The sequence below is a fragment of the Oribacterium sp. P9 genome, from assembly GCF_046365365.1.
Taxonomy (GTDB): domain Bacteria; phylum Bacillota; class Clostridia; order Lachnospirales; family Lachnospiraceae; genus Oribacterium.
The window spans coordinates 221,496-242,810 of sequence record NZ_JBKEIS010000002.1; the positions used below are offsets into that span (position 1 = coordinate 221,496).

Annotated in this window: 19 protein-coding genes and 2 pseudogenes; 4 read left to right on the top strand and 17 right to left on the bottom strand. The window is 58.0% G+C overall.

Features of this window, described 5'->3' with window-relative positions; genetic code table 11:
* Positions 1 to 136: 136 nt before the first annotated feature.
* The 10 genes from fabF to ACK8P7_RS03260 form a co-directional block, all read right to left on the bottom strand.
* Positions 137 to 1,420, bottom strand: coding sequence for a beta-ketoacyl-ACP synthase II (gene fabF, locus ACK8P7_RS03215; protein WP_410042783.1), 1,284 nt, complete (start codon positions 1,418 to 1,420; stop codon positions 137 to 139).
* A 31-nt stretch (positions 1,421 to 1,451) separates the two neighbouring features.
* Positions 1,452 to 2,207 (bottom strand): 3-oxoacyl-[acyl-carrier-protein] reductase, encoded by a 756-nt coding sequence (gene fabG / locus ACK8P7_RS03220; protein ID WP_410042784.1) that lies wholly within the window; start codon positions 2,205 to 2,207, stop codon positions 1,452 to 1,454.
* 117 nt (positions 2,208 to 2,324) lie between these two features.
* Positions 2,325 to 3,383: an ACP S-malonyltransferase gene (locus ACK8P7_RS03225; protein ID WP_410042785.1), complete on the bottom strand. Its 1,059-nt coding sequence runs from the start codon at positions 3,381 to 3,383 to the stop codon at positions 2,325 to 2,327.
* 104 nt (positions 3,384 to 3,487) lie between these two features.
* Positions 3,488 to 4,414, bottom strand: a complete 927-nt coding sequence (locus tag ACK8P7_RS03230; protein ID WP_410042786.1) for a nitronate monooxygenase — start codon at positions 4,412 to 4,414, stop codon at positions 3,488 to 3,490.
* Positions 4,415 to 4,423: 9 nt separating this feature from the next.
* Positions 4,424 to 5,437, bottom strand: coding sequence for a ketoacyl-ACP synthase III (locus ACK8P7_RS03235; RefSeq protein WP_410042824.1), 1,014 nt, complete (start codon positions 5,435 to 5,437; stop codon positions 4,424 to 4,426).
* Positions 5,438 to 5,542: 105 nt separating this feature from the next.
* A complete protein-coding gene (locus ACK8P7_RS03240) occupies positions 5,543 to 6,469 on the bottom strand; it encodes an acetyl-CoA carboxylase carboxyltransferase subunit alpha (protein WP_410042787.1) in 927 nt (308 codons plus the stop codon).
* Positions 6,466 to 7,500: an acetyl-CoA carboxylase, carboxyltransferase subunit beta gene (gene accD / locus ACK8P7_RS03245; RefSeq protein WP_410042788.1), complete on the bottom strand. Its 1,035-nt coding sequence runs from the start codon at positions 7,498 to 7,500 to the stop codon at positions 6,466 to 6,468. Before accD ends, ACK8P7_RS03240 begins: the two co-directional genes overlap by 4 nt.
* Before the next feature lie 84 nt (positions 7,501 to 7,584).
* Positions 7,585 to 7,806 (bottom strand): acyl carrier protein, encoded by a 222-nt coding sequence (acpP, locus tag ACK8P7_RS03250; RefSeq protein WP_410042789.1) that lies wholly within the window; start codon positions 7,804 to 7,806, stop codon positions 7,585 to 7,587.
* A gap of 423 nt (positions 7,807 to 8,229) precedes the next feature.
* Complete coding sequence (locus ACK8P7_RS03255) at positions 8,230 to 11,148, bottom strand: AAA family ATPase (RefSeq protein WP_410042790.1); 2,919 nt, start codon at positions 11,146 to 11,148, stop codon at positions 8,230 to 8,232.
* 1 nt (position 11,149) lies between these two features.
* Entirely contained in the window at positions 11,150 to 12,505 is a 1,356-nt protein-coding gene (locus ACK8P7_RS03260; protein WP_410042791.1) for an exonuclease SbcCD subunit D, read from the bottom strand.
* Between the two features lie 292 nt (positions 12,506 to 12,797).
* On the opposite strand from ACK8P7_RS03260, the gene ACK8P7_RS03265 reads away from it, so the two are divergent.
* Entirely contained in the window at positions 12,798 to 14,264 is a 1,467-nt protein-coding gene (locus tag ACK8P7_RS03265; protein WP_410042792.1) for a bifunctional metallophosphatase/5'-nucleotidase, read from the top strand.
* A gap of 210 nt (positions 14,265 to 14,474) precedes the next feature.
* Here ACK8P7_RS03265 and ACK8P7_RS03270 read toward each other — a convergent pair whose 3' ends face one another.
* The 7 genes and pseudogenes from ACK8P7_RS03270 to ACK8P7_RS03300 all read right to left on the bottom strand — a co-directional run.
* Positions 14,475 to 15,179, bottom strand: coding sequence for a hypothetical protein (locus ACK8P7_RS03270; RefSeq protein WP_410042793.1), 705 nt, complete (start codon positions 15,177 to 15,179; stop codon positions 14,475 to 14,477).
* A gap of 136 nt (positions 15,180 to 15,315) precedes the next feature.
* Positions 15,316 to 15,816: a GNAT family N-acetyltransferase gene (locus tag ACK8P7_RS03275; RefSeq protein WP_410042794.1), complete on the bottom strand. Its 501-nt coding sequence runs from the start codon at positions 15,814 to 15,816 to the stop codon at positions 15,316 to 15,318.
* Positions 15,809 to 16,108 carry an alpha/beta hydrolase gene (locus tag ACK8P7_RS03280; RefSeq protein WP_410042795.1) on the bottom strand — a complete coding sequence of 100 codons (300 nt, stop codon included), beginning with the start codon at positions 16,106 to 16,108 and terminating at the stop codon, positions 15,809 to 15,811. Before ACK8P7_RS03280 ends, ACK8P7_RS03275 begins: the two co-directional genes overlap by 8 nt.
* Complete coding sequence (locus ACK8P7_RS03285) at positions 16,024 to 16,308, bottom strand: hypothetical protein (RefSeq protein WP_410042796.1); 285 nt, start codon at positions 16,306 to 16,308, stop codon at positions 16,024 to 16,026. Before ACK8P7_RS03285 ends, ACK8P7_RS03280 begins: the two co-directional genes overlap by 85 nt.
* 99 nt (positions 16,309 to 16,407) lie before the next feature.
* Positions 16,408 to 16,761: a cupin domain-containing protein gene (locus ACK8P7_RS03290; RefSeq protein WP_410042797.1), complete on the bottom strand. Its 354-nt coding sequence runs from the start codon at positions 16,759 to 16,761 to the stop codon at positions 16,408 to 16,410.
* A 190-nt stretch (positions 16,762 to 16,951) separates the two neighbouring features.
* Positions 16,952 to 17,446 (bottom strand): annotated as a pseudogene (locus tag ACK8P7_RS03295) (spermidine synthase); the annotation flags it as partial.
* Positions 17,447 to 17,471: 25 nt separating this feature from the next.
* Positions 17,472 to 18,251: pseudogene (locus ACK8P7_RS03300) on the bottom strand (aminotransferase class I/II-fold pyridoxal phosphate-dependent enzyme); the annotation flags it as partial.
* A gap of 558 nt (positions 18,252 to 18,809) precedes the next feature.
* Between ACK8P7_RS03300 and ACK8P7_RS03305 the strand changes: the two are divergent.
* From ACK8P7_RS03305 to ACK8P7_RS03315, 3 genes are all read left to right on the top strand, one after another.
* Complete coding sequence (locus ACK8P7_RS03305; protein ID WP_410042798.1) at positions 18,810 to 19,091, top strand: DUF1294 domain-containing protein; 282 nt, start codon at positions 18,810 to 18,812, stop codon at positions 19,089 to 19,091.
* A gap of 159 nt (positions 19,092 to 19,250) precedes the next feature.
* On the top strand, positions 19,251 to 20,216 hold the full coding sequence (locus ACK8P7_RS03310) for a ketopantoate reductase family protein (RefSeq protein WP_410042799.1): 966 nt from the start codon (positions 19,251 to 19,253) through the stop codon (positions 20,214 to 20,216).
* Between the two features lie 111 nt (positions 20,217 to 20,327).
* Positions 20,328 to 21,239, top strand: a complete 912-nt coding sequence (locus tag ACK8P7_RS03315) for a hypothetical protein (RefSeq protein WP_410042800.1) — start codon at positions 20,328 to 20,330, stop codon at positions 21,237 to 21,239.
* Positions 21,240 to 21,315: the final 76 nt, after the last annotated feature.

Genomic DNA, 21,315 nt, shown 5'->3' on the forward strand with positions numbered 1-21,315 from the left:
GCCGCCTCGACCGTGGCTGCGTTTTCGCCCGCTTCCGAAGAAGTGTGCATCTCTGCTGCCGCTGCGGTCATGATCTCAGCATCCGCCTCGGAAACAGACGGGTTCGTGTTCATCTCTTCTGTCATGGCATCTCCCTTCAGGCCTTCTTGAAAATCAGGCAGGCGTTGTGTCCGCCGAAGCCGAGGGAGTTCGAGAGGACGTAGTCGAGCTTCGCCGCACGTCCTTCGTTCGGCACGATGTCGAGGTCGCACTCCGGATCCGGCACCTGGTAGTTGATGGTCGCCGGGATGAACTGCTCCTCGAGGGCCTTCACGCTGAAGAGGGCCTCGACGCCGCCGGCCGCACCGAGCAGGTGACCGGTCATCGACTTCGTGGAGGAAACCGGAATCTCGTAGGCCTTCGCTCCGAAGACCGCCTTGATGGCCTTCGTCTCACAGGCATCATTGAGATGCGTGGAGGTACCGTGGGCGTTGATGTAGGAGATTTCCTCTGGCTGGATGCCCGCGTCTGCGATGGCGAGGCGCATGCAGTCGGCACCGCCCTCGCCCTCCGGGTTCGGGCTTGTGATGTGGTAGGCGTCGCAGTTCGCGCCGTAGCCGACGATCTCTGCGAGGATCTTCGCGCCACGGTGGAGCGCATGCTCACGCTCCTCGAGCACCAGGATGCCGGCACCCTCGCCCATGACGAAGCCGCCACGCTCCTGATCGAACGGGATGCTCGCGCGCTTCGGGTTCGTCGCAGCGCAGAGGGCACGCATGCTGGCGAAGCCGCCGATGCCGAGCTCCGTGATGCTCGCCTCGGTGCCGCCAGCCACCATGACGTCCTCATAACCATCACGGATGCGGTGGAAAGCGTCGCCGATGGCGTTCGAGCCGCCGGCGCACGCGGTCACCGGACAGGTGCACATGCCCTTGAAGCCGTGACGGATCGCAACGTTCGCTGCCGCCATGTTGGAAATCGCCATCGGAATGAAGAACGGAGACACACGCTCGAAGCCACGCTGAAGGGCCTTCGTATGCTCCTCCTCAATGGTGCTGAGGCCGCCGATACCGGACGAGATGATAACGCCCATACGGCTCGCCTCATATTCCTTCGGGCCGATGCCGGCGTCCGCGGCGTCGGAAGTCTTCAGCTCCGCTGCGCTCCCGATGCCGCTCTCGCGGATCGCCTCCTCGGCAGCCACGATGGCGAACTGCGCATAGCGCGACATATGCTTCTGCTCACGACGGTCGATGATGGCAGACGGATCGAAATCCTTCACCTCACCGGCGAGCTTGATCGTGAAATTTTCTGTATCGAAATGGGTGATCGGGCCGATGCCGCACTGTCCGGCGCGGATGGCTGCCCAGGAAGTCTCTGTATCATTGCCGGTCGGATTTACCGTACCGAGACCGGTGACGACGACTCTACGTTTATTCATTGTGTTCTCCTATATTTCTATATTAACTTTATCAGCAGCCCATGCCGCCATCCACACCGAGTACCTGACCGGTGATATAGCGGGCGTCGTCCGATGCCAGGAAGGCCGCCGCCTTCGCGACATCCTCCGGGCGTCCGAACTGGCGAAGCGGAATCTGCTGCAGCATCGCTTCCTTCACCTTCTCCGGCAGCACCTTCGTCATGTCGGTGTCGATGAAGCCCGGGGCGATGGCGTTCGCGGTGATGCCGCGGCTCGCATACTCGAGGGCGGTGGTCTTCGTGAGACCGATGAGACCAGCCTTCGAGGCCGCATAGTTCGCCTGGCCGGCATTGCCATGCACGCCGACGACGGAGGAGATGTTTACGATGCGTCCGGAGCGCTGGTGCAGCATTTCCTTTCCGACGTACTTCGTCATCAGGAAGGCACCACGCAGGTTCTTCTCGATCACGAGGTCGAAGTCCTCTGCGCTCATGCGAAGCATCAGATTGTCACGTGTGATGCCCGCGTTGTTGATGAGCACATCGATGCGTCCGAAGCGCTCGAGCGCACTCTTTACGAGACCCTTTACGGCGTCCTCGTCAGATACATCCGCCTGCACAGCGAAGGCATCGACGCCTTCCGCCTGGCAGAGTGCAACCGTTTCCTCGGCGGCGGAAGCATTCCCCGCATAATCCACGAGGATGTGATAGCCATGACGCGCGAGCTCCACCGCGATGGCACGGCCGATCCCCCGGCCTGCACCGGTGACGATCGCTGCACCTGTGATCTTTTCTGTCGTTTCTGACATTTGTTTTTCCTCCGGCTGTTTCCAGACAGTCACTTCTGTTCCTGTGGAACACTGTATTTATAGAAAAATTGCGTTAAAAATGGATTTCTTCGACGCGACGCTGCGGGCGCTCTGCCCTCAGGCTTCCGCACAGAGCTTCGCGATGTCCTCAGAGGTCTCGATCGCGGTGACCGTGAACTCCGTGATGCCCATATCGCGGGCGACCTTCTTTACGAAACCGGCGAGCGTATGGCCCGGGCCGATCTCGATGAAATTCGTCACGCCGTCCTCAAACATCTCACGGAGAATCGCCTCCATGCGGACCGGCTTCTGCACCTGCTCTTCGAGAAGCTCCGGGATCGCCCGGCGAAGTCCAGCGAGGGTCGTCGCCGTCGTGGACTCCACGGATGCACTGACCTCCTCACAGGTCCCGCCGAGGTAGTTAAACATCACCGGGCACTTCGGGCGCTGAAAACGGATGCTCTTAAAGTAGCGTGCGAGCGCATCGCCAGCGCTCTTCATAAAGACGGTATGGAACGGTCCGGACACGCGAAGCGGGATGCTCTTGCCGCTGCCACTCGCGCTGATGATTTCGGCCGCCTTCGTGACAGCTGCCTTCTCACCACCGATGACGATCTGTCCCGGGCAGTTCAGGTTGCAGAGAGAAACGATCTTTCCGGTCTCGAGCTGCGCCTGACGGCAGACCGTCTCGAGATCCTCAGCCGCTACACCGAGGACCGCGCTCATGCCGCAGTCGATGCCCTCGGACGCAGCCGCCATGCTGGCACCACGGAAGGCGACCATGTTCACCGTGGTCTCTGCGTCCATCACCTCTGCCGCCTCGAGTGCCGAGTACTCACCGAGCGAAAGGCCGGCGGTCACATCCGGACGGATGCCATGTACACGGAGGATCTCGGTCACGCCACAGGCGAAGGCCACCATCGCCGGCTGGGTGTAACGGGTCTCGTTGATGACACCATCCGGATCCTGGAAGACGAGACGGTGGAGATCATAGTTCTGATCGACGCCCTCGCCCCCTGCAAATTCCTTACGGAAGTCCTCACTCTTCGTATAGCGCTGAAGCGCATCGCTGACACTGTCAAACACCCGGCGGAACTCCGGATAATCACGGTACAGATCGGCACCCATGCCGACATGCTGGCTGCCCTGTCCTGCGTATAAAAATGCTGTTTTCATGTTCTACCTTTCTATCTGCTTTCGATGACGGCCCGCGTGAGGCTACGCCACCGGAAATGCATCCTTTCTCACGTCCACCGACGCTGCACGAAACGCGCTTCGATTTATCCCTGACAGATATCCTCGAGGATCTCCGCGAGCGGTCGAATCGTATGCAGCTGTCCGCATACCTGCCCAGCCATCAGGGAGCCGGTCTTCACATCGCCCTCGAACACGGCGCGACGGAGGGAACCCAGGGTGAACTTCTCGAGCTCCATCTTATCGGCGCCAGCCTTCTCCTGCTTGATATAGGCGACGGTCATCTGGTTTTTCAGTACACGCACCGGTGTACCGCCGATCCGTCCGGTCACGATGGCGTCACTGCCCTGTGCCTTCAGAAGCGCGGCCTTATAGTTCTCATGGATCGGGCACTCCTCTGCGGACAGCAGCACCGTACCGATCTGTACGCCACAGGCACCGAGGGCCATGGCTGCCTTAAACTGACGGTGATCTGCGATCCCGCCGGCCGCGATGACCGGAATCGACACGGTGTCCACACACTGCGGCACCAGGGTCATCGTCGTCATCTCACCGACATGTCCGCCGGACTCACAGCCCTCGGCGATGACGGCGTACGCACCGAGGCGCTCCATCAGCTTCGCGAGGATCGGGGCACCGACCACCGGAATCACCTTGATGCCGGCCTCCTTAAAGGCCGCCATATACTGTCCCGGATTGCCGGCACCGGTCGTCACCACCGGCACCTTCTCTTCGATGCACACCTGCACAAACGCCTCCGTGCATGGATTCATCAGCATGAGGTTCACACCGAACACCGGCTCGTAATCCGGTGTCGCAGCCTCCTCGATCAGCTTCCGTGCGGTCCGGATCTCGGTACGGAGCTCCTCCGCCAAGTGGATACCACCGGTTCCGATGAGGCCGAGCGCGCCGGCACAGGCACAGGCCGCCGCGAAGCGACCCGTGGCGATGTTGGCCATACCGCCCTGGATGATCGGATATTTCGTTCCCAGTAATTCATTCAGTAATGTCATATCTCTCCTTTACCGTGTCGGTGCGTCATAGCTCAGGATGCAGCCGCCCCAGGTGAGTCCGCCGCCGAAGCCTGCGAGGATCAGTCGCTCGCCACGCTGAAGGCGTCCCTGCTGCTGCATATCGTAAAGCGCCGTCGGAATCGATGCAGCGCTGGTATTTCCAAGCTTTTCCATATTCATAAAAAACTTCTCTGCCGGCCAGTGCATCGCCCGGTAGACATGCCGGATGATGCGGGCATTTGCCTGATGGCAGACCACGTGATCGATGTCCTCCATCGTCTCGCCGGACTGTTCGAGCAGGCCGCCGATGATGCGCGGGATGATGTCACAGGCGAACATAAACACTTCCTTACCGTCCATCAGCATATGGTCAATGCAGACGGTCTCTGCGTTCGTCTCCTCCCGCGCTTCATACGCACCCGTGTAGACCCCCGGCGCGAGGATCACATCGGATCCGCGGGAGCCGAAAAGACGTACGTACGGTGCCGCTTCTTCTCTGTTTCCCGCTGTTTCTGTGCACTCGATCACGGCTGCACCCGCACCATCGCCGAAAAGAATCGCGGTGGAGCGGTCCTCCATCGAGAGGAGACGGGACAGCTGCTCTGTGCCAACCACGAGGGCATAGCGCCGGCCGCTCACAGCGGCGAGGCTGCGTGCGACCTCGAGGCCATAGATGAAGCCGCTGCAGGCAGCGTTGATGTCGAGGGCCGGCACCTCCGGAAGTCGGAGCTCCCGCTGAAGGATCGCTGCGATGCTCGGGGTTGCAAGGTCTGCGGACATGCTTGCCACGACGATCGCGCCGATGTCCGACGCCGGCACGCCCTGGCTTTCCGCCTCTGCGAGTGCCTTTCCGGCCGCCTCGATGGCGAGGGTTACGGCACTTTCCTCTGCCGTGCAGAAGCGGCGTGCGTGGATGCCGGTACGTGGATAGATCCAGGCATCGGAGGTATCCATCTCCAGACTTAAGTCGTCATTGGTCACCAGTCGGCCCGGATACGCGGCCCCGAGGCCGATGAGTTTCATTTCGTTCAAGGTTTCTCCTCACTTATGTCAAAGCGCCTCCGCACCGGGCGACAGTGGTGTTCACACGCCGCTGCGCACCGGTGTACGCGGTGCCTGCGCTCACAATTAAATATTCCGGTACTTCTCCTGGCGCTGCTTCCGAACCTCCTCCGGGCTCAGCTTCAGAAGGTCATTCAGGCTCTTTTCAAGCACGATGTCGAGGCTTGCATAGAGGCGCTCCGGATCGGTCTGCGCACCACCGAGCGGCTCCGGGATCAGATGATCCGCGACACCGGCCTCACGAAGATCGCGGGCGGTCAGCTTCATGACCTCGCAGGCCTCCTCGTGACGGCCTGCGTCCTTCCAGAGGATTGAGGCGAAGCCCTCCGGGCTCAGTACCGAGTACACGGCGTTTTCGAGCATGAGGATCTGGTTGGCAACGGAAATCGCAAGCGCTCCGCCGGAGTTGCCCTCACCGGTAACGACCGCGATAACCGGCACATGCAGGCTGCTCATCGCCGCGAGATTTCGTGCGATGGCCTCACCCTGTCCGTGCTCCTCTGCCTCCATACCAGGATAGGCACCCGGCGTATCGACGAAGGTGATGATCGGGCGTCCGAACTTCTCGGCCTGCTCCATGAGGCGAAGTGCCTTACGATAGCCCTCCGGACGCGGCATGCCGAAATTGTAACGGATATTCTCTTCCATCGTGCGGCCCTTGCGATGCCCGAGAACGGTCACCGGCATACCCTTGTAGCGGGCGATGCCACCATAGATGGACGCATCCTCATCATAGAGATGATCCCCCTTCTGCTCGAAGAAGTCGGTGAAGAGATGCTCGATGAAATCGTCGATGTGCGGACGCTTCGGATGACGGGCCAGATAGACACGATCCGCCGCCGAGAGATCCGCACACTGGGCGAGCAGCTGTGTACGCTCCTGGTCCAGACGGCGGATTTCCTCCGCATTGGCCTCCATCTCTTCTTTCGTCAGTGAAAGCGTATGGATTCTCTGTTCGAGTGCTTCGGCCTGTTCGATGATGTCTTTAATCATGCATTTACCTCCCTGGTGGTGACCGCTCCAGGCTGCATGCCGGAATCGACATGCAGCTTCAGGATGTCGGTCAGTACATCGCGCATCTCACTGCGCTTCACGATGCGGTCCACGAAGCCGTGGTTCTCGAGATACTCGGCGCGCTGGAAGCCCTTCGGGAGCTTACGGTTGATGGTCTGCTCGATGACACGTGGTCCGGCGAAGCCGATCAGTGCGCCCGGCTCTGCGAGGGTGATGTCCCCGAGGGTCGCGAAGCTCGCGGTGACGCCGCCTGTGGTCGGGTGGGTCAGGAAGCTGATGTAGAGACCGCCGTGCTCGCTGAAGGTCTCGATGGCTGCGCTGGTCTTCGCCATCTGCATGAGGCTGTAGATGCCCTCCTGCATACGGGCGCCGCCGCTTGCGCTGAAGATGAGGAGTGGCAGATGATGTGCGTCGGCATACTCGACCGCACGGGTCACCTTCTCGCCGACCGCACGGGACATGGAGCCCATGAAGAAGCGGCTGTCGAGGACGACCGTCACGAGGCGGATGCCCTCGATGGTGCCGACCGCGGAGATGACGGACTCGGAAAGGCCGGTCTTCTCCTCCTGCTTCTCGATCTTCTCCTTATAGCCTGGGAAGCCCAGCGGATCCTCGGCCGCGATATCTCGATCCAGCTCCTTGAAGCTGCCTGGATCGAGGATCAGCTTGAGACGATAGTAGCCGCCGAGCGGTGCATACTTTCCGCAGGTCGGACAGATGAAGCAGTTCTCCTCCCATCTACGACGGAGTGCACGACGTCCGCAGCTCCGGCAGGTGATGAAGCTCGACGGGATCATCACCGCCGGAAGACTCCGACCGCTGCTCTTCTCTCCCTCTGCCTTCGTATCCGCCTTCGCCTCTGCCTTTTCTGCCTTCTCAGCACCCGCGCTCTTTCCGGCAAGCGGCCAGGTAAAGTGAACACCGACGTGTCCGATCATATCCTCCCGGGCCTTCTTCTCGAACGCACGGTTCTTATACAGCTCATAAACCTTCTTGATAGGCGACTTCATGGCCCACCTCCTATATAAACCTTCTCTTTAGAACAGCCCGATTTTCTGATGAAAACCGAGCTGAACGCTTACATATACTCTGTTTTAGTTCTGGCAGTAATCAACGAGATCCTGTACGGTCGCCATCTTGCCGATCTCGCCATCCGGGATGGTCTTACCAAGTGCATCCTCGAGGGCCATGTGCAGCTCTACGAGCGAGAGGGAATCCACCTCGAGGTCCTCCTGGAAGCGTGCCTCCGGGGTAACCTTCTCCTCATCACATGCGAGTGTATCTACGATAATGTCCTTAACCTGCTCGAAATCCATTTTGTTCTCCTTTTGCCGTAGCCCGGCGATTCATCTTATGTTTGTGTTCTGTTTACGAGTATTTATAGTTAAACATTTTTTATTAAAATATTTTAACTTTCCTCGCGATGGTGCATAGAATACGTGAAATAGCATAGGAAGTCAATGGAAGAAATTCAGAAGTGGAAATAGTATTGAAAACTATGACAAACGGAGAGGAATGGAAAAGACGCATTTCCGTCCTTTTCATCCTCTCCGTTCTTTAAAAAATTTGAACTATGTATATTTTTTTAAATAATCGATGAACCATGTTTCGTATCTGGAGTCAAAGGGGTCTGACCCCCATAGGGCAGAATTCAGGTTCTCTCCGTAAGCAAATGGGGGTCAGACCCCATGCTTCTCACCACTTCATCGAAGCCGGTGAACACAGCTTCTTACCTGTTTTCAGGCGATCACCTCGACCTGGCTGCCGCCGGCGCGGTCCTTCGTGACGACGAGCTGCTTATCGATCTGCTGCTTCAGCTCTCCGACATGGGAGATGATCCCGACGAGGCGATGCCCCTCGGTGAGCTCCGCGAGTGCCTGGATCGCCGCATGCAGCGAATCCTCGTCGAGGGAGCCGAAGCCCTCATCGACGAACATGGTGTCGAGACGGATGCCGCCGACGCTCGAGCTGATCTCGTCGCTGAGTCCGAGGGCGAGGCTGAGGGAGGCCTTGAAGGACTCTCCACCCGACAGCGTCTTCACCGAACGCAGTGTTCCGTTATAGTGGTCGAGCACGTCCAGCTCGAGGCCCGATTGCGATTTGATATTGTCGGCACTCTTCCGACGCACGAGCTCATACTGCGCATCGCTCATGATCATGAGGCGCGTGTTCGCCCGCCGAAGGATGCGGTCGAAGTACGTCGTCTGGATGTAGGTCTCGAGCGTCATCTTCTCGCTGCCGGCTACCGTGCCGTTTGCGGTGTTCGAGAGCTCGCTCATCCAGGCATAGTGCCGCTCCTTCTCGCTGAGCTCTGCTGCGCCCTCCTTGATTCGTGTAAGCTGCGCCTTATTCGTCTCTATACGGGCAATGACACCATCGGCCTCCGCCCGCCGCTGCTGTCGGAGACCGCTGAGGCGTGTCTGCTCCGCCCGCTCCGTCCCGGCATCATACTGCGCACCTTCCGCCATCTTCACCTGCTCCGAAAGCTGCTGCAGCGAACCGCGCAGCTCCGCGAGTGTCTTCTCTTCGGCACGAAGCGCCTGCTCTGCCTGTGCGAGTGCCGCGTCGGCCTGGGTCCTAAGACCATCGAGGCGACTGATTTCTGCCCGGGCTTCGCGTTCCGTCGGGAACGGAAGCTTCGCCTGCTGCTTTTCGATTTCATCATGGGTGGCCTTCTGTGCCGTCTGCAGCTCGATCTGCTTCGCCTCCGCCTGTCGGATTTCTCCGCTCAGTGCTTCGAGCTTCCGCTCTGCCTCCGGGATCTGCTGTTCAAGGCCAGTTTTTCGCTTGGACCGAAGCGTCAGTTCCTGCACGGCAGCCTCAAGCGTGCCTGCTGCTGTCTGCGTGTCGGCACACGCCGCCTGCACACGCTGGTAACCCTCGTTCAGTACCGCGGCGGTCACCACCACGGTTCCGGTCGGTGCCTGTGCGTCGCTGTGCTCCGATGGCCTACGTACCGCGTCCTCGTGCTTCGTTTCTGTCGTGCCCTCGCAGGTTGCGGCTGCCTCCGGTGCATCCGGGGTCTGCATCTTCACATCACCGAGGAGCATCGCACACTGCTGCAGCACATGCTGTGCCGAGGCCTCGTAGTCACCCTTCAGTCCATTGGCAGTCCGGCTCTTTTCATCCATCGCCCGGTGAAGCTGCTCCGACAGCTGCTGTGCCTTCTGCACATCGGCTTCTGTCGGTGCCGTCTCGGAAAGGGTCGCGAGATGACTCTCTTCGGTGATGACATGCCCGCAGACCGGGCAGGTATCCCCTGACTTCAGATCGCGTGCGAGGATACCCGCCTGCTCACAGAGAAACGCCCGGTTTCGCTCCTTATAGGAAGCATCTGCTTCTTCGAAGCGGGTCATCGCCGTCTTCAGGGCCTCCTGTGCCGTCTTCAGCGCACGATGCTTTCGGCGGAGCGCCTCATAGTTCGCCTGCAGGGAACGGAGTTCACTCTGCTTCCGTGCATTGGCCTCCTGCGCCGCCTGCTTCGTCGCAAGCTCCGCCTCCACACTACCGAGGGTCTGCAGCTCCCGCTTCGCTGCTTCGAGCTGCTGCTGTCCCTTCGTCTGCTTCGCTGTCCGCTTCGCCTGTTCGGAAATCAGCTTGTCGAGCGCCTTCTCCCGCGCCGTCTGTGCCTGCAGAAGCGTACTGAGCTCCGCGTACTGCGGCAGCATCTCTGTGAGCACGGTGATCCGGCGCTCCAGTTCTTTTCGTTCCGGCTCCCGCGCCTGCTCCGCTTCATAGCGCTTCTGCAGCACGTCGAGCTTCGGCTCCGCCTCCTCGAGCTGCGCCTTCGTACGGTCGAGATCCGACTGCAGCTTCTGATACGCTCCGAGCGCCGTCAGGTGGCCGCTGATCTTTTCGAGCGCCGCGCTCGCCTCGTTGATTTCCGTTTCGAGCTGTCCGCGTCGCATCTCGTTGTCCGCGATGATCCTCTCGAGCAGTGTCAGCACGTCCGCCGTCAGCATCGCCCCTTTATGCGCGTGCTCCAGTTCGACAGAGAGCGGGCTCAGCGGATCCGCCGTCGTGGACTGCACATAGTGCTCGATGGCCTTCCGCGCATCCTCCTTTTCGACGAAGAGCCGCTTCGCATCGCTCAGGATCTGCATCTGCAGTGCCTTATAGTGCTCGGTCTCGAAGAGCTTTCGGAAGATTTCCTGGCGCTCCTTCGTGTCCGCGAGCAGCAGCTTCAGGAAGTCGCCCTGCGCGATCATCGCGATCTGCGAGAACTGCTGGTGGTTGACGCCGAGTATCTCCAGGATCTTCCGGTCGACCTCCCGCGGCTTCGTGAGCACCTCGCCGTCCGGCAGCGTGAGCTCTGCGTCCGCCTTCTGGATCGTCGTGCCACCGCCACGCTTCGCCGGGCGCTCGTACTCCGGATTTCGCTTCACGGTATAGTCCTGCCCACGGTAACGGAAGCACATCTCGACCTCCGTCGGGGTCTCCGGCTCCGCATACTTCGAGCGCAGCATCCCGGCGGTCCGGTTCTCACCCGAGGCCTCGCCGAACAGAGCGAAGGTGATCGCGTCGAAGATCGTGGTCTTGCCGGCACCGGTGTCGCCCGTGATGAGATAGAGCCCGCGTTCGCCGAGCTTCTCCATATCAATTTCTGTCACACCCTTATAGGGTCCGAAAGCGGATAGCTTTAATTTCAGTGGTCGCATTCTATGCCTCCCAGATTTTCTCCATCTGCGCCTGTACGTAACGTGCCTGCTCCTCGGTCATCTCCTTATGGTTCTGCTTCTCGAAGAGCTCTGAAAACAGGTCGAGCGGTGACTTCTCCTCGAGCTGTTCGAGTTCCAGACGCTCACTGCCCTGCCCACGCGTCCGCGCGTTGTCGTAGTCAAGCTTCATCAGGTTCGGGTAGATCACCTGCAGGTGCCGCGCCGCGTCCGGGATCTCGATCTCGTCGGTGAGCGTCGCGTGGATGTAATCGTCCGTCGCCGTGCCCTCGTAGTTCGCGCGCAGCGTAAGCTCCTCATAACTGCCACGGATCTCCCGCATGTCATGAAGTGGCCGGAGTTCCCGTGTGCTGATGCAGACGTCCACCACGCCGTCTGCTTTCTTCTCCCCGATCTCGACGACCGTCACGGACTTGTGATGGCGAGCCTCCGAAAAGCTGTATTTCAGCGGGGTGCCGGCGTAGCGGATGATCGGGCCGACGGTCGTGTTTTCCACCGTCGATGCGGGGCTTTCTGAACGGTCTGTTGAGGATGTTGCCGGGGTCGCATCCTGATCGGAAGCATCCTCCTCGGGTGCCGGCTGGAACCGGACCTGCTGCGGTCCGTGCAGGTGCCCGAGCGCCACGTAATCAAACGGTGCAAACACCGATGCGTCGACGTTATCGCTGCCGCCGACGGAGATGTCCTCTGAGTCGGAGCGGCTCGCACCGGTCACGAATTGATGCGTCACGAGGAGGTTCCGGTGCGTCGGATCGATGTCCATGTGCGCGATCGCGACCCGCATGGCATCCGTGTAGCTCTCGATGGTCTCCTCCGGGTAGAAGCGACGGACATTGGCCGGCTTCAGGAACGGCAGGAGATAGACATCGACCGGTGGACAGGTGGATGCAGCTGCGGAGGTCGACGCTGATTCTACGGAGTGGGTACCGGCGTTCAGGTCGACAGCATTGGCGGCGGAGAGCGTGACGGACGCGGCTCTGTCCGGGCAGGTGATGCGCTTCACGTGGCCGTCGTACACCGGTGAGAGGTAGATGCCGGAGCGGTCCATGAGACGGTTTCCGAAGGCGATGCGCTCCGGCGAGTCGTGGTTGCCCGCGATGATGAACACGCGCAGCCTAAGCGCGGCGAGCTGGGTGAGGAACTCGTCGAAGAGCTCGACCGCCTCCGCGCTCGGAATCGCCTTATCGTAGATATCGCCGGCGAGGATGACGCCACCGTCCGGCCGCTCCTCGCGCAGGATCGTGAGAATCTGTTTCAGAATGTAACGCTGATCCTCCAGCATCGGAAATGCATTGACGCGCTTCCCGATATGAAGATCCGCGAGATGGATGAATTTCATGGTAAATCCTTTCGAACACTATCCTATTTCAGCCACACCGACATTAAGCTGGTAAGCTTTCACACGTATTTTATTATAAATGATTTTTCTTATATCAAGGAATGATTTTCCACTTTAACAATTCAGGGATATTGTGCCCTTATTTTTCAATAACATTCATTTTCAGAACAGAATCGCCTGCATTTTATATTTTCCGCCCACTCATTTCATTAAAATAAAAATATTTAATATTGATTATAAGCTATACTATGAGTATATATCTGTCATTACCGCTGAAGAAAGGAGGCGCTTTATGAAGAACCTGAAGAAGCTGACGATTCTGCATTCGAACGATATGCATGGTGATTTCCTCGAGGAGGAGATCGACGAGAAGCTGGTGGGTGGTGTGTCACTACTCTCCGGCTATGTCAACAAGGTCCGCCGGGAGGAGCGGAATGTGATCTATGCCGTCGCGGGCGATATGTTCCGTGGCAGTGTCATCGATTCGGAGTATAAGGGCACCTCCACGATCGGCATCATGAACCTGGTCGGACCAGATGTCGCAACCATCGGAAACCATGAGGTCGACTACGGTCTCGCGCATCTCCTTTTCCTCGAAAAGTGCGCCGACTTCCCGATCATCAACGCAAATCTCCACATCAAGTCGAACGGTCGCCGCATGTTCCGGCCATACTGGATCGCGAAGCTCGACGGCATGAAGATTCTTTTCATCGGTATCATCACCGAGGAGGTCCTCGCTGCCACGAAGAGTGACGAGCTGATCGGCTCCTTCGTCGATATCGCGGAAGCCGCGCATGAGGTCGGCAACATCTGTAACGCGTACAATGCCATCGATATCGACTTCACCGTGCTCCTCACGCATATCGGCTTCGAGGAGGATAAGAAGCTCGCCGAGATGCTCGACCCGGACTGGGGCGTGGACATCATCATCGGCGGCCACAGCCATACACTTCCGGAGGCGCCGGCGAAGGTCAATGACATCTACGTCGTACAGGCCGGTACGGGCACGAATCAGATCGGCCGCTTCGACATCATGGTGGATACCGACCGGAACGCCATCGACAGCTTCACCTGGCAGATCATCCCGATCGACGACAGCCACTGCCCGCGTGACCGTGAGGTGGAGAACTTTATCCGACACTACCGGGATGTCACCTCTCAGAAGTACGATCGCATCGTCACCCGTTTCGCACATGAGCTGACACATCCGAAACGCAATCAGGAAACCTCGCTCGGTAACCTCATCGCGGATATCCTGCGCGACAGCTTCGCGATCGACCTCATGCTGATGGGCTCCGGTGCGATCCGAAGCGAGGTCCTCGGTCCGGTGGTGCACTACGGCGACCTCGTCGAGTGTCTGCCGTATGACGACGCAGTCTTCATGCTGAAGGTCACCGGCACGCAGCTCGAGCGCATGATCCGGCATATCCTCCGGGAGGATGCCTTCGTCGGCGAGCACACGGAGTTCTACCAGTTCTCGCATGGCATGCACATCGTCTGGTCCCGCAGCGCCCAGGCCTTCCGTGAGCTGACGCTCGACGGTGAGCCGCTGCACGCCGACCGCCTCTACACCGTCGCGATGCAGAAGTACCACTACACGAACCTGAAGCCGTTTCTCGACATCACCCTCGAGGAGGCAGAGGAAAACGGCAAGACCAGTGTACTCTCCACCTCGGCCCGCGATGTCGTCGAGGAGTACATCACCGTGAACCAGCACCTCGCACGCGAAGTGGAGGGACGTCTCGTCGTGGAGGCGTGATGCTCGCATCCCGCTGCCGCCCCTCCGGCCTTAACAGTAACAGCCGGTGAGCGGATTTTCTGCTCACCGGCTGATTTTTAATGGAGCCTTTAGTGGACATCTCTTGCTTGACTGCCCACCTCAGTATACATCCTATCTATTCATATCTCGTTCCCACTCCATGCTTCTGATATTTAGCATTACCGGTGCTGACATATGACCGATTTTCTCTTAGAACGGGAGCTGGATCTTCGGAAGTGAGCCGAGGAGGCTCTTGAAGGTCTCGACATAGCCCTTCAGTTCGCTGACGACATCGAAGAAATCGTCGATCTGACCGCTGTAGGCCTGGTAGGTGCGCTGAAGCTTACCGACCATATCGTCGATCTTTTCCATGGTTTCAAAGGCATCCTGCAGCTGCGTTTCGTAGGTCTGGAAGGTGCGGTAGATGTAGATGCCGAAACCGAAGAAGGTGATGAGCATGATCAGCACCAGTACGAGCACTGTAATCATGATGTAGCGGTTCCGCCGGATTTCGATCATCAGCTCTGCATTGGTCGGTCCCTCATAGCCGGCACCCGGCATGAAGCTGTCGCTGTTGCGGCGGGACTTCGCCTGCTTCGCGGCGGCTTCCTCTGCTGCGAGTCCACCGGTGTAGCTCGATGCATCTTCCTTTTTCACCGCCTGCAGCGGTACACCCATCCGCTCCGGATCGGCCGGACGGTTTTGGATGGCACGACGCGGTGGCTGGTTATGGGTCAGCAGCTCATTCGGATCAGCCGGGCGGCGCAAGCGCTCTGTTCTCGGCACGCCATTCACATCGTTTCGCGGTGCCCGCTTCTGTGTTCCCGCAGACGCGGTACTGGCACCTGTCGTCGTATTCTTCAGCTCATCTGCCATCGCGGTTTCCCCCTCTTTATCGTCTGCAATAAGAATCAAACCTCATCATGATAAAGCCATTTTCTTCATGATAAGGACGTTCCTTTCAATCCGGTTTGAAATTTCATTTGAAGTAGTACAGATATATTTATTATACCACAGCGCCGCTTGCTTACCATCGGTCCATCAGAGGAAATTAATCGCCGAAGGTCAGCCGCATCTGGTGCCACTCGACGTTTCCATGTGTAGAGTCGCTGATGCCCTCATCCACGAAGTCGAAGCACGCGTAGTAGTGCACCAGGCGGTCCTTACAGGTCAGGACAAGGCCCTTTCGCCCCTGCTGTCGGGCGTCCTCGATGGCGCGGCGGAGCAGTCGTCCGGCGTAACCCCGATTCCGGTACGCCGGCAGAGTATTTACGCCGAAAATCATCTGCCATGCACCATGTTCGTCGTGCATCTCCGCACGCTCATACATCTCATCCGTGAGATCTGCTTCATCCGTCACGAAACCATCCACGAAGGAAATCAGCTGATCCCCCTCGTACAGCAGCCAGAAATGATCACCATAATACTGGATGCGCCCTTCAAACTCCTCCCGCGTCGCGGCCTCCGTTGCCGGGAAGCACGCAGCTTCCACTGCGGTGATCGCATTGATATCCACTATACGCGCATGTCGGATGTTAAACTCTTCACTCATTTTTTCCACACTCCAGGTTTGTTGAGCTTATACTATCTTCACTGTACAGTAGCCAGTCGATGGCGCGTTCGAACCAGTCGGCGATGTGGAGATCGATCTCGCGATGCTTCGTCGGTTCGACGACCTCCTCGGTCGAGAGACTGAGGCCATGCACACCCTTCGGATAGAGGTGGTACTCCACCGGGATGCCGTGCTCGACGAGTGCGTTCACGAGGAGCAGCGAGTTCTGTACCGGCACGGAATCGTCCTCGACGGTCTGCCATACGAAGGTCCGCGGAGTCGATGCGTGCACCCACTGAGCGGATCAGCGAATTTCTCAGCATTGGCCCCGGAAGAGCCATGGGCACGCGCTGCGGTGAGGGCATCTGAAAAACCACCCTGGATGGCCTGCGCCTGCGCGGCGACGTTCAGCGGGAGCCGACCGGCGGAAAGCGTAGCCTCCTGGGCTTCCTCGTAGATCAGTTTTGCATCGTATATACCTGTGTAAATCATACTTGCCTCCATCTATCGAAAAAATCACGGGGCCTCGACGTTTCGAGCATCCCCGTGATATGGTCGTTCAATGCAGTCGCCCGGCAGTGCGTGTCGTACTCAGTCCTTCACGAAATCCTCGCGGTATGGTGTGAAGATGTCGATGAGCTGTCCGGCTTCGAGGCAGACACAGCCGTGCTCGACACCGTCGGTCTTCAGAAGGGTATCGCCCTCGGTGACGATGTGTTTCTCCCCGTCGATCGTGAACTCGAACTTACCGGACTTGATATAGGTGATCTGGGTGTGCGGGTGATGATGGAGCTTGCCGATGGCACCCTCATCGAAGGTATTCTCGACGACCATCACGTCATCGGAGTACGCAAGGACACGCTTCGTGACGCCCTCCCCACCGGACTCTGTGACGATATCCTTATAAAATACCCAACGTTCATTCTTGTGCTCATGATGTAACATCTGTGGTTCTCCCTTTTCTGTGTCGCGGTCGCAGACGACCGCCTGTGATGCCTCTATTTTAGCGCCAGGTGAACTGCTTTACAAGATACATCAGCCGGTGAGCAGAAAATCCGCTCACCGGCTGATGTATTTTTTCCGTCACATCCGGCCCAGCCGGTACTTGAAGTCCCGGTAGCCGAAGTGGACGATCTCCTCGGTGCGGCCCGAACGGATCGGATGAATCCACGATGATAAGATCATACTCGGCCTCGCACTGACGAATGAACTTGAGTGCGTTCTCATAGTAGATGTGCACGCGACGATCGTCCATACGACAGGCATTGCCCGGAAGATACGCACGGCAGGCCTCGATGACCTGCGGGTCCATCTCGACGAGGTCGATGCACTCGACGCGGTCATAGCGGGTGAGCTCCCGCACGACGCCGCCGTCACCGGCACCGATGACGAGGATGTCCTTCGCGTTCCGGTGGACGGCCATCGGTACATGGGTGATCATCTCATCGTAGATGAACTCGTCACGCTCGGTCAGCATGACGTTGCCGTCGAGGGTCAGCACACGGCCGAACTCCGGTGTTTCGAAGATGTCGATGCGCTGGTAGTCGCTCTGCTTCGAGTAGAGCTGACGGTTCACACGGATGCTGTGCTTCACATCCGGTGTATGAAACTCTGAAAACCACATTTCCATTTGTCTTTCCTCCTTCCGACGATGTTTACTCGGCGATGACGTTCAGGTGCAGAATCTCCGCATCCTCCGGTCCCGTCATGCTGCAGCCCTTCGCCTTCGCGTACTCGATATAATCGAGGATCTCCGCGGTGATCCGCTCGCCTGGTGCCAGAATCGGAATGCCTGGCGGGTAACACATGACGAACTCACTGCAGACCTTGCCTACGGTTTCACGCAGCGGCAGGCTCTTCTTCGGTGCGTAGAACGCCTCCTGCGGACTCGCAGCCACCTCCGGGTCGATGTACTCCTGGCTGAGCAGGCCCTCGCCGTTCGTATGGTAGCGTCGCTTGATTTCGGACAGCGCGCTCACGAGACGCTCGATCTCCTGGATGCGATCGCCGATGGAGAGGTAGGCGAGGATGTTGCCGATGTCGCCGAACTCGATCTGAATATCGTATTCATCCCGCAGGATGTCATAGACCTCGATGCCCGCGAGTCCGATGTCCAGCGTATGAACACTAAGCTTCGTGGTATCGAAATCGAAGATGGAATCTCCGTTGCATAGCTCCTTGCCGAAGGCATAGTAGCCGCCGACGGCATTGATCTCCTCACGGGCGTACTCGGCCATATCCGCCACCTGATGGAAGACCTGCCGGCCGCGCAGGGCGAGGTTCCGGCGGGAGATGTCGAGGCTCGACATGAGGAGATAGCTGCCCGAGGTCGTCTGGGTGAGGTTGATGATCTGACGCACGTAGCCTTCATTGACGTTCGGTCCCGTCAGTAGGAGACTCGACTGGGTGAGGCTGCCGCCGCTCTTATGCATTGCTTCTCGTTCGAATTCTGTTTCGCAGGCAACTCGAGTGCGCAGCTAAGCATGCATGCTCACAGTACACTCATCATCCGATGCCGCAAAACAGAAATAAAAAAGGCAAGTCTGCATATACGCAAACTTGCCTGAAATCAGCTTATGTAGGGACAGGAAACGCCCTCCTCGGAGTCCGAAACCGGGTGTTCATCTGTCGTTTCAAAAAACTGAGCGTGTCGAGAGTCTATATAGCAATCTTACTTTTACTACTCTTTATTGACCAATTCACAAGTCTGCGCGTTTAACGTGCAATTTCATGGTTGTAAAGGAACCAACTTATAAAATCTGAGCTTCTAACTCAATCAATAAGGTAACCGAAGTTACCGATCGGCAGTGGACCCGGCTGTCCGTATGGCCTTAGCCCCAGTGGAGCGGTCCGTAGGTAAATTGCTTTGAAAAACTCTTACAAACACGATTCGTCTTTCAAATCGAGTTGATTATAAACAGAATAAAATTTACTGTCAATTATTTTTATGTGTTATTCTATCCCTGTAACATTTCAAGTATGAGGAACCGATTATGAATCAGTATGTAGATCAGAGCATCGCGCTCTGGGTCATCTTTATGAGCGTCATCGCCTTTCTGCTGTATGGGCTCGACAAGTATAGGGCGATCCACCATCGGTGGCGGATTCCGGAGCAGACGCTGATTCTGGCGGCGCTCGTCGGTGGCGCACCGGGTGCCCTGCTCGGCATGCGGATGTTTCATCATAAAACGCGGAAGTGGAAGTTCCGTATCCTGGTGCCGCTCGACACGATCGCGTGGATGGCGCTGCTCGGCTATCGCTTCGTTATAGTGTAGCGCTGTGGATGCGAGAACCAGATGGAATGACATATGAAGAAATTTTGTTGTACTATGTAGTAAAGTCCCGCTATGCTGGAAACATCGCGACCGTTGATCGTGCTGCTTTTTAGAATGTCCAGCGATGTGTGGACGAATCATGATATGACTGGAGAGAAAATGGAAAAGATAAAGTCAGTTGCGTTACTTGGGGCTGGTGCCGTCGGCTCCTATGTGATCTATGGATTTTCAGGCTGCCCTGATCTTCGCTTCAGCCTCGTCGCTGAGGGCGCGCGTGCGGAGCGCTTAAAGAAAGACGGCTGTCTCATCAACGGGGATGTATACCATCCGGAGGTCCTGTCGTCTGCCGAGGCACACGGAGTCGACCTGCTGATCGTCGCCCTCAAGTATGGTGCCCTGAAGGAAGCATTGCCCGAGATCCGGGCGGTCGTCGGCGAACACACGACGGTCATGAGCCTCATGAACGGGGTCGACAGTGAGGACATCATCGCCTCTGCCATCGGTGCGGAGCACATGATCTACTCGATGATCAAGGTGGCGTCCTCCCGCCAGGAGGGCCGGGGCTGCTGCTTCGACCCGGAGACGACCGTCGGGATCATCTATGGGGAGGCCAATGCTCCTTACGAGAGTGCACGGATCCGCGCGATGGAGGATGTCTTCGGAAGGTCCCGCCTGCATACGCGGCACACGGACTGCATCCGCGAGGAGATCTGGAACAAGTTCCGGCTCAATGTATGCAACAACCTGCCACAGGCCATCCTCGGCGTCGGCGTGGGCTGCTACCGGGACAGTGCGCACATGAAAGCCATCAGCGATGGACTCCGCCACGAGGTGGAACAGATCGCAGAAGCGAGGGGTGTCGACATGGAGAAGCTCGCTATGCTGGACAGCAAGGGCTGTCTGGTGTCGCCGGCCGCGCGCTACTCAACTCTGCAGGATCTCGATGCTGGACGGCATACGGAAATCGATATGTTTTCCGGGACGCTGATGCGGATGGGCGAGGAATGCGGCATCCCGACGCCGTTTAACACCTGCATTTACCACCTGATCAAGGCACGCGAGGAAAAGAACGACGGCCTCTTCGATTATGAGGGAAAGACCGATAAAAGCTGCTGGGCGAAGTAAAAAGATCCTATCACGAAACAGCCTGCCGTTAAAACGGCGGGCCGTCTTTATGTGTGCGAAGCTGTAAAGTTTTTATGCGTCGACATCATCTGACGGATAGAAGGAGGTATCATGCCTGTCGAAAACACCACAAAAGCCTGGTTTCATCTGCCTGGCCTGTTCGAATATTATGAGCTCTATGCCCGTTTTCTCCCGCTGTACCGTGCACATCGGGCGTACTTCTATGATTGGTGCGAGATCGGCTCGATCTATGGCGCACCGCGCGACGCGATCTGGAGCGGTGGACGCATCAGTGATGGCACAGCCGCCCCGGAGAATGTGCTGACACTCATGCGGGACTACGGCATCTCTGCCCGCCTTACCTTCAGTAATTCCCTGCTGCAGCCGGAGCATCTGCACGATCCGGCCTGCAATGCGCTGTGCCGTCTGTTTTCGGAAGGAGCAGCGCCGGCGAACGGCGTGATCGTGTCCTCCGATCTGCTGATCGATTATCTTCGGACGCACTATCCGAAGCTCTATCTCGTCTCCTCGACCACGAAGGTACTGACGGATTTCACAGAGCTTCGTCATGAGCTCACGCGGCCAGAATTTCGTTTCGTCGTGCCGGATTTCCGCCTGAATAAGGTATGGCCATCTCTTCGTGCACTGCCACAGGCAGCGAAGAACAAGGTCGAATTTCTCTGCAACGAGTATTGCTGGTTCGGCTGTCGGGACCGAAAGGCCTGCTATGAAGCAGTCAGCCGCATCGCCCTCGGGATACCCGGTCCGGAGCATCACTGCGCTGCCCCGCATGCAGCCGAAGGCTATCGCTTTTCGAAGGCGATGGAGAATCCAGGCTTTATCAGCCTGGACGATATCCGGAACGTCTATCTTCCGATGGGCTTCTCGCAGTTTAAGATCGAGGGGCGGGGCCTCGGCAGTGCGCTGATCCTCGAGTTCCTGCTCTACTACCTGACCCGCCCGGAATACCAGATTCACGTGCGCGAGGCACTCTACCTCGACAACATGCTGGATCTCTTCTGATCCACTGCCTGCGTGGCGCCATCCTCACCTTAAGAATTTCGTAAGGGGGTCAGACCCCATTACGAAATTCTTAAAA

Excerpts from the sequence above, each read along its gene's own strand:
- ACK8P7_RS03315 (WP_410042800.1), top strand. The coding sequence starts at position 20,328 with ATGCCTGTCGAAAACACCACAAAAGCCTGGTTTCATCTGCCTGGCCTG.
- ACK8P7_RS03235 (WP_410042824.1), bottom strand. The coding sequence starts at position 5,437 with ATGAAACTCATCGGCCTCGGGGCCGCGTATCCGGGCCGACTGGTGACC.
- accD (WP_410042788.1), bottom strand. The coding sequence starts at position 7,500 with ATGAAGTCGCCTATCAAGAAGGTTTATGAGCTGTATAAGAACCGTGCG.
- fabF (WP_410042783.1), bottom strand. The coding sequence starts at position 1,420 with ATGAATAAACGTAGAGTCGTCGTCACCGGTCTCGGTACGGTAAATCCG.
- ACK8P7_RS03225 (WP_410042785.1), bottom strand. The coding sequence starts at position 3,383 with ATGAAAACAGCATTTTTATACGCAGGACAGGGCAGCCAGCATGTCGGC.
- ACK8P7_RS03265 (WP_410042792.1), top strand. The coding sequence starts at position 12,798 with ATGAAGAACCTGAAGAAGCTGACGATTCTGCATTCGAACGATATGCAT.
- ACK8P7_RS03310 (WP_410042799.1), top strand. The coding sequence starts at position 19,251 with ATGGAAAAGATAAAGTCAGTTGCGTTACTTGGGGCTGGTGCCGTCGGC.
- ACK8P7_RS03260 (WP_410042791.1), bottom strand. The coding sequence starts at position 12,505 with ATGAAATTCATCCATCTCGCGGATCTTCATATCGGGAAGCGCGTCAAT.
- ACK8P7_RS03275 (WP_410042794.1), bottom strand. The coding sequence starts at position 15,816 with ATGAGTGAAGAGTTTAACATCCGACATGCGCGTATAGTGGATATCAAT.
- fabG (WP_410042784.1), bottom strand. The coding sequence starts at position 2,207 with ATGTCAGAAACGACAGAAAAGATCACAGGTGCAGCGATCGTCACCGGT.
- ACK8P7_RS03240 (WP_410042787.1), bottom strand. The coding sequence starts at position 6,469 with ATGATTAAAGACATCATCGAACAGGCCGAAGCACTCGAACAGAGAATC.
- ACK8P7_RS03290 (WP_410042797.1), bottom strand. The coding sequence starts at position 16,761 with ATGTTACATCATGAGCACAAGAATGAACGTTGGGTATTTTATAAGGAT.
- ACK8P7_RS03255 (WP_410042790.1), bottom strand. The coding sequence starts at position 11,148 with ATGCGACCACTGAAATTAAAGCTATCCGCTTTCGGACCCTATAAGGGT.
- acpP (WP_410042789.1), bottom strand. The coding sequence starts at position 7,806 with ATGGATTTCGAGCAGGTTAAGGACATTATCGTAGATACACTCGCATGT.
- ACK8P7_RS03230 (WP_410042786.1), bottom strand. The coding sequence starts at position 4,414 with ATGACATTACTGAATGAATTACTGGGAACGAAATATCCGATCATCCAG.
- ACK8P7_RS03285 (WP_410042796.1), bottom strand. The coding sequence starts at position 16,308 with ATGATTTACACAGGTATATACGATGCAAAACTGATCTACGAGGAAGCC.
- ACK8P7_RS03305 (WP_410042798.1), top strand. The coding sequence starts at position 18,810 with ATGAATCAGTATGTAGATCAGAGCATCGCGCTCTGGGTCATCTTTATG.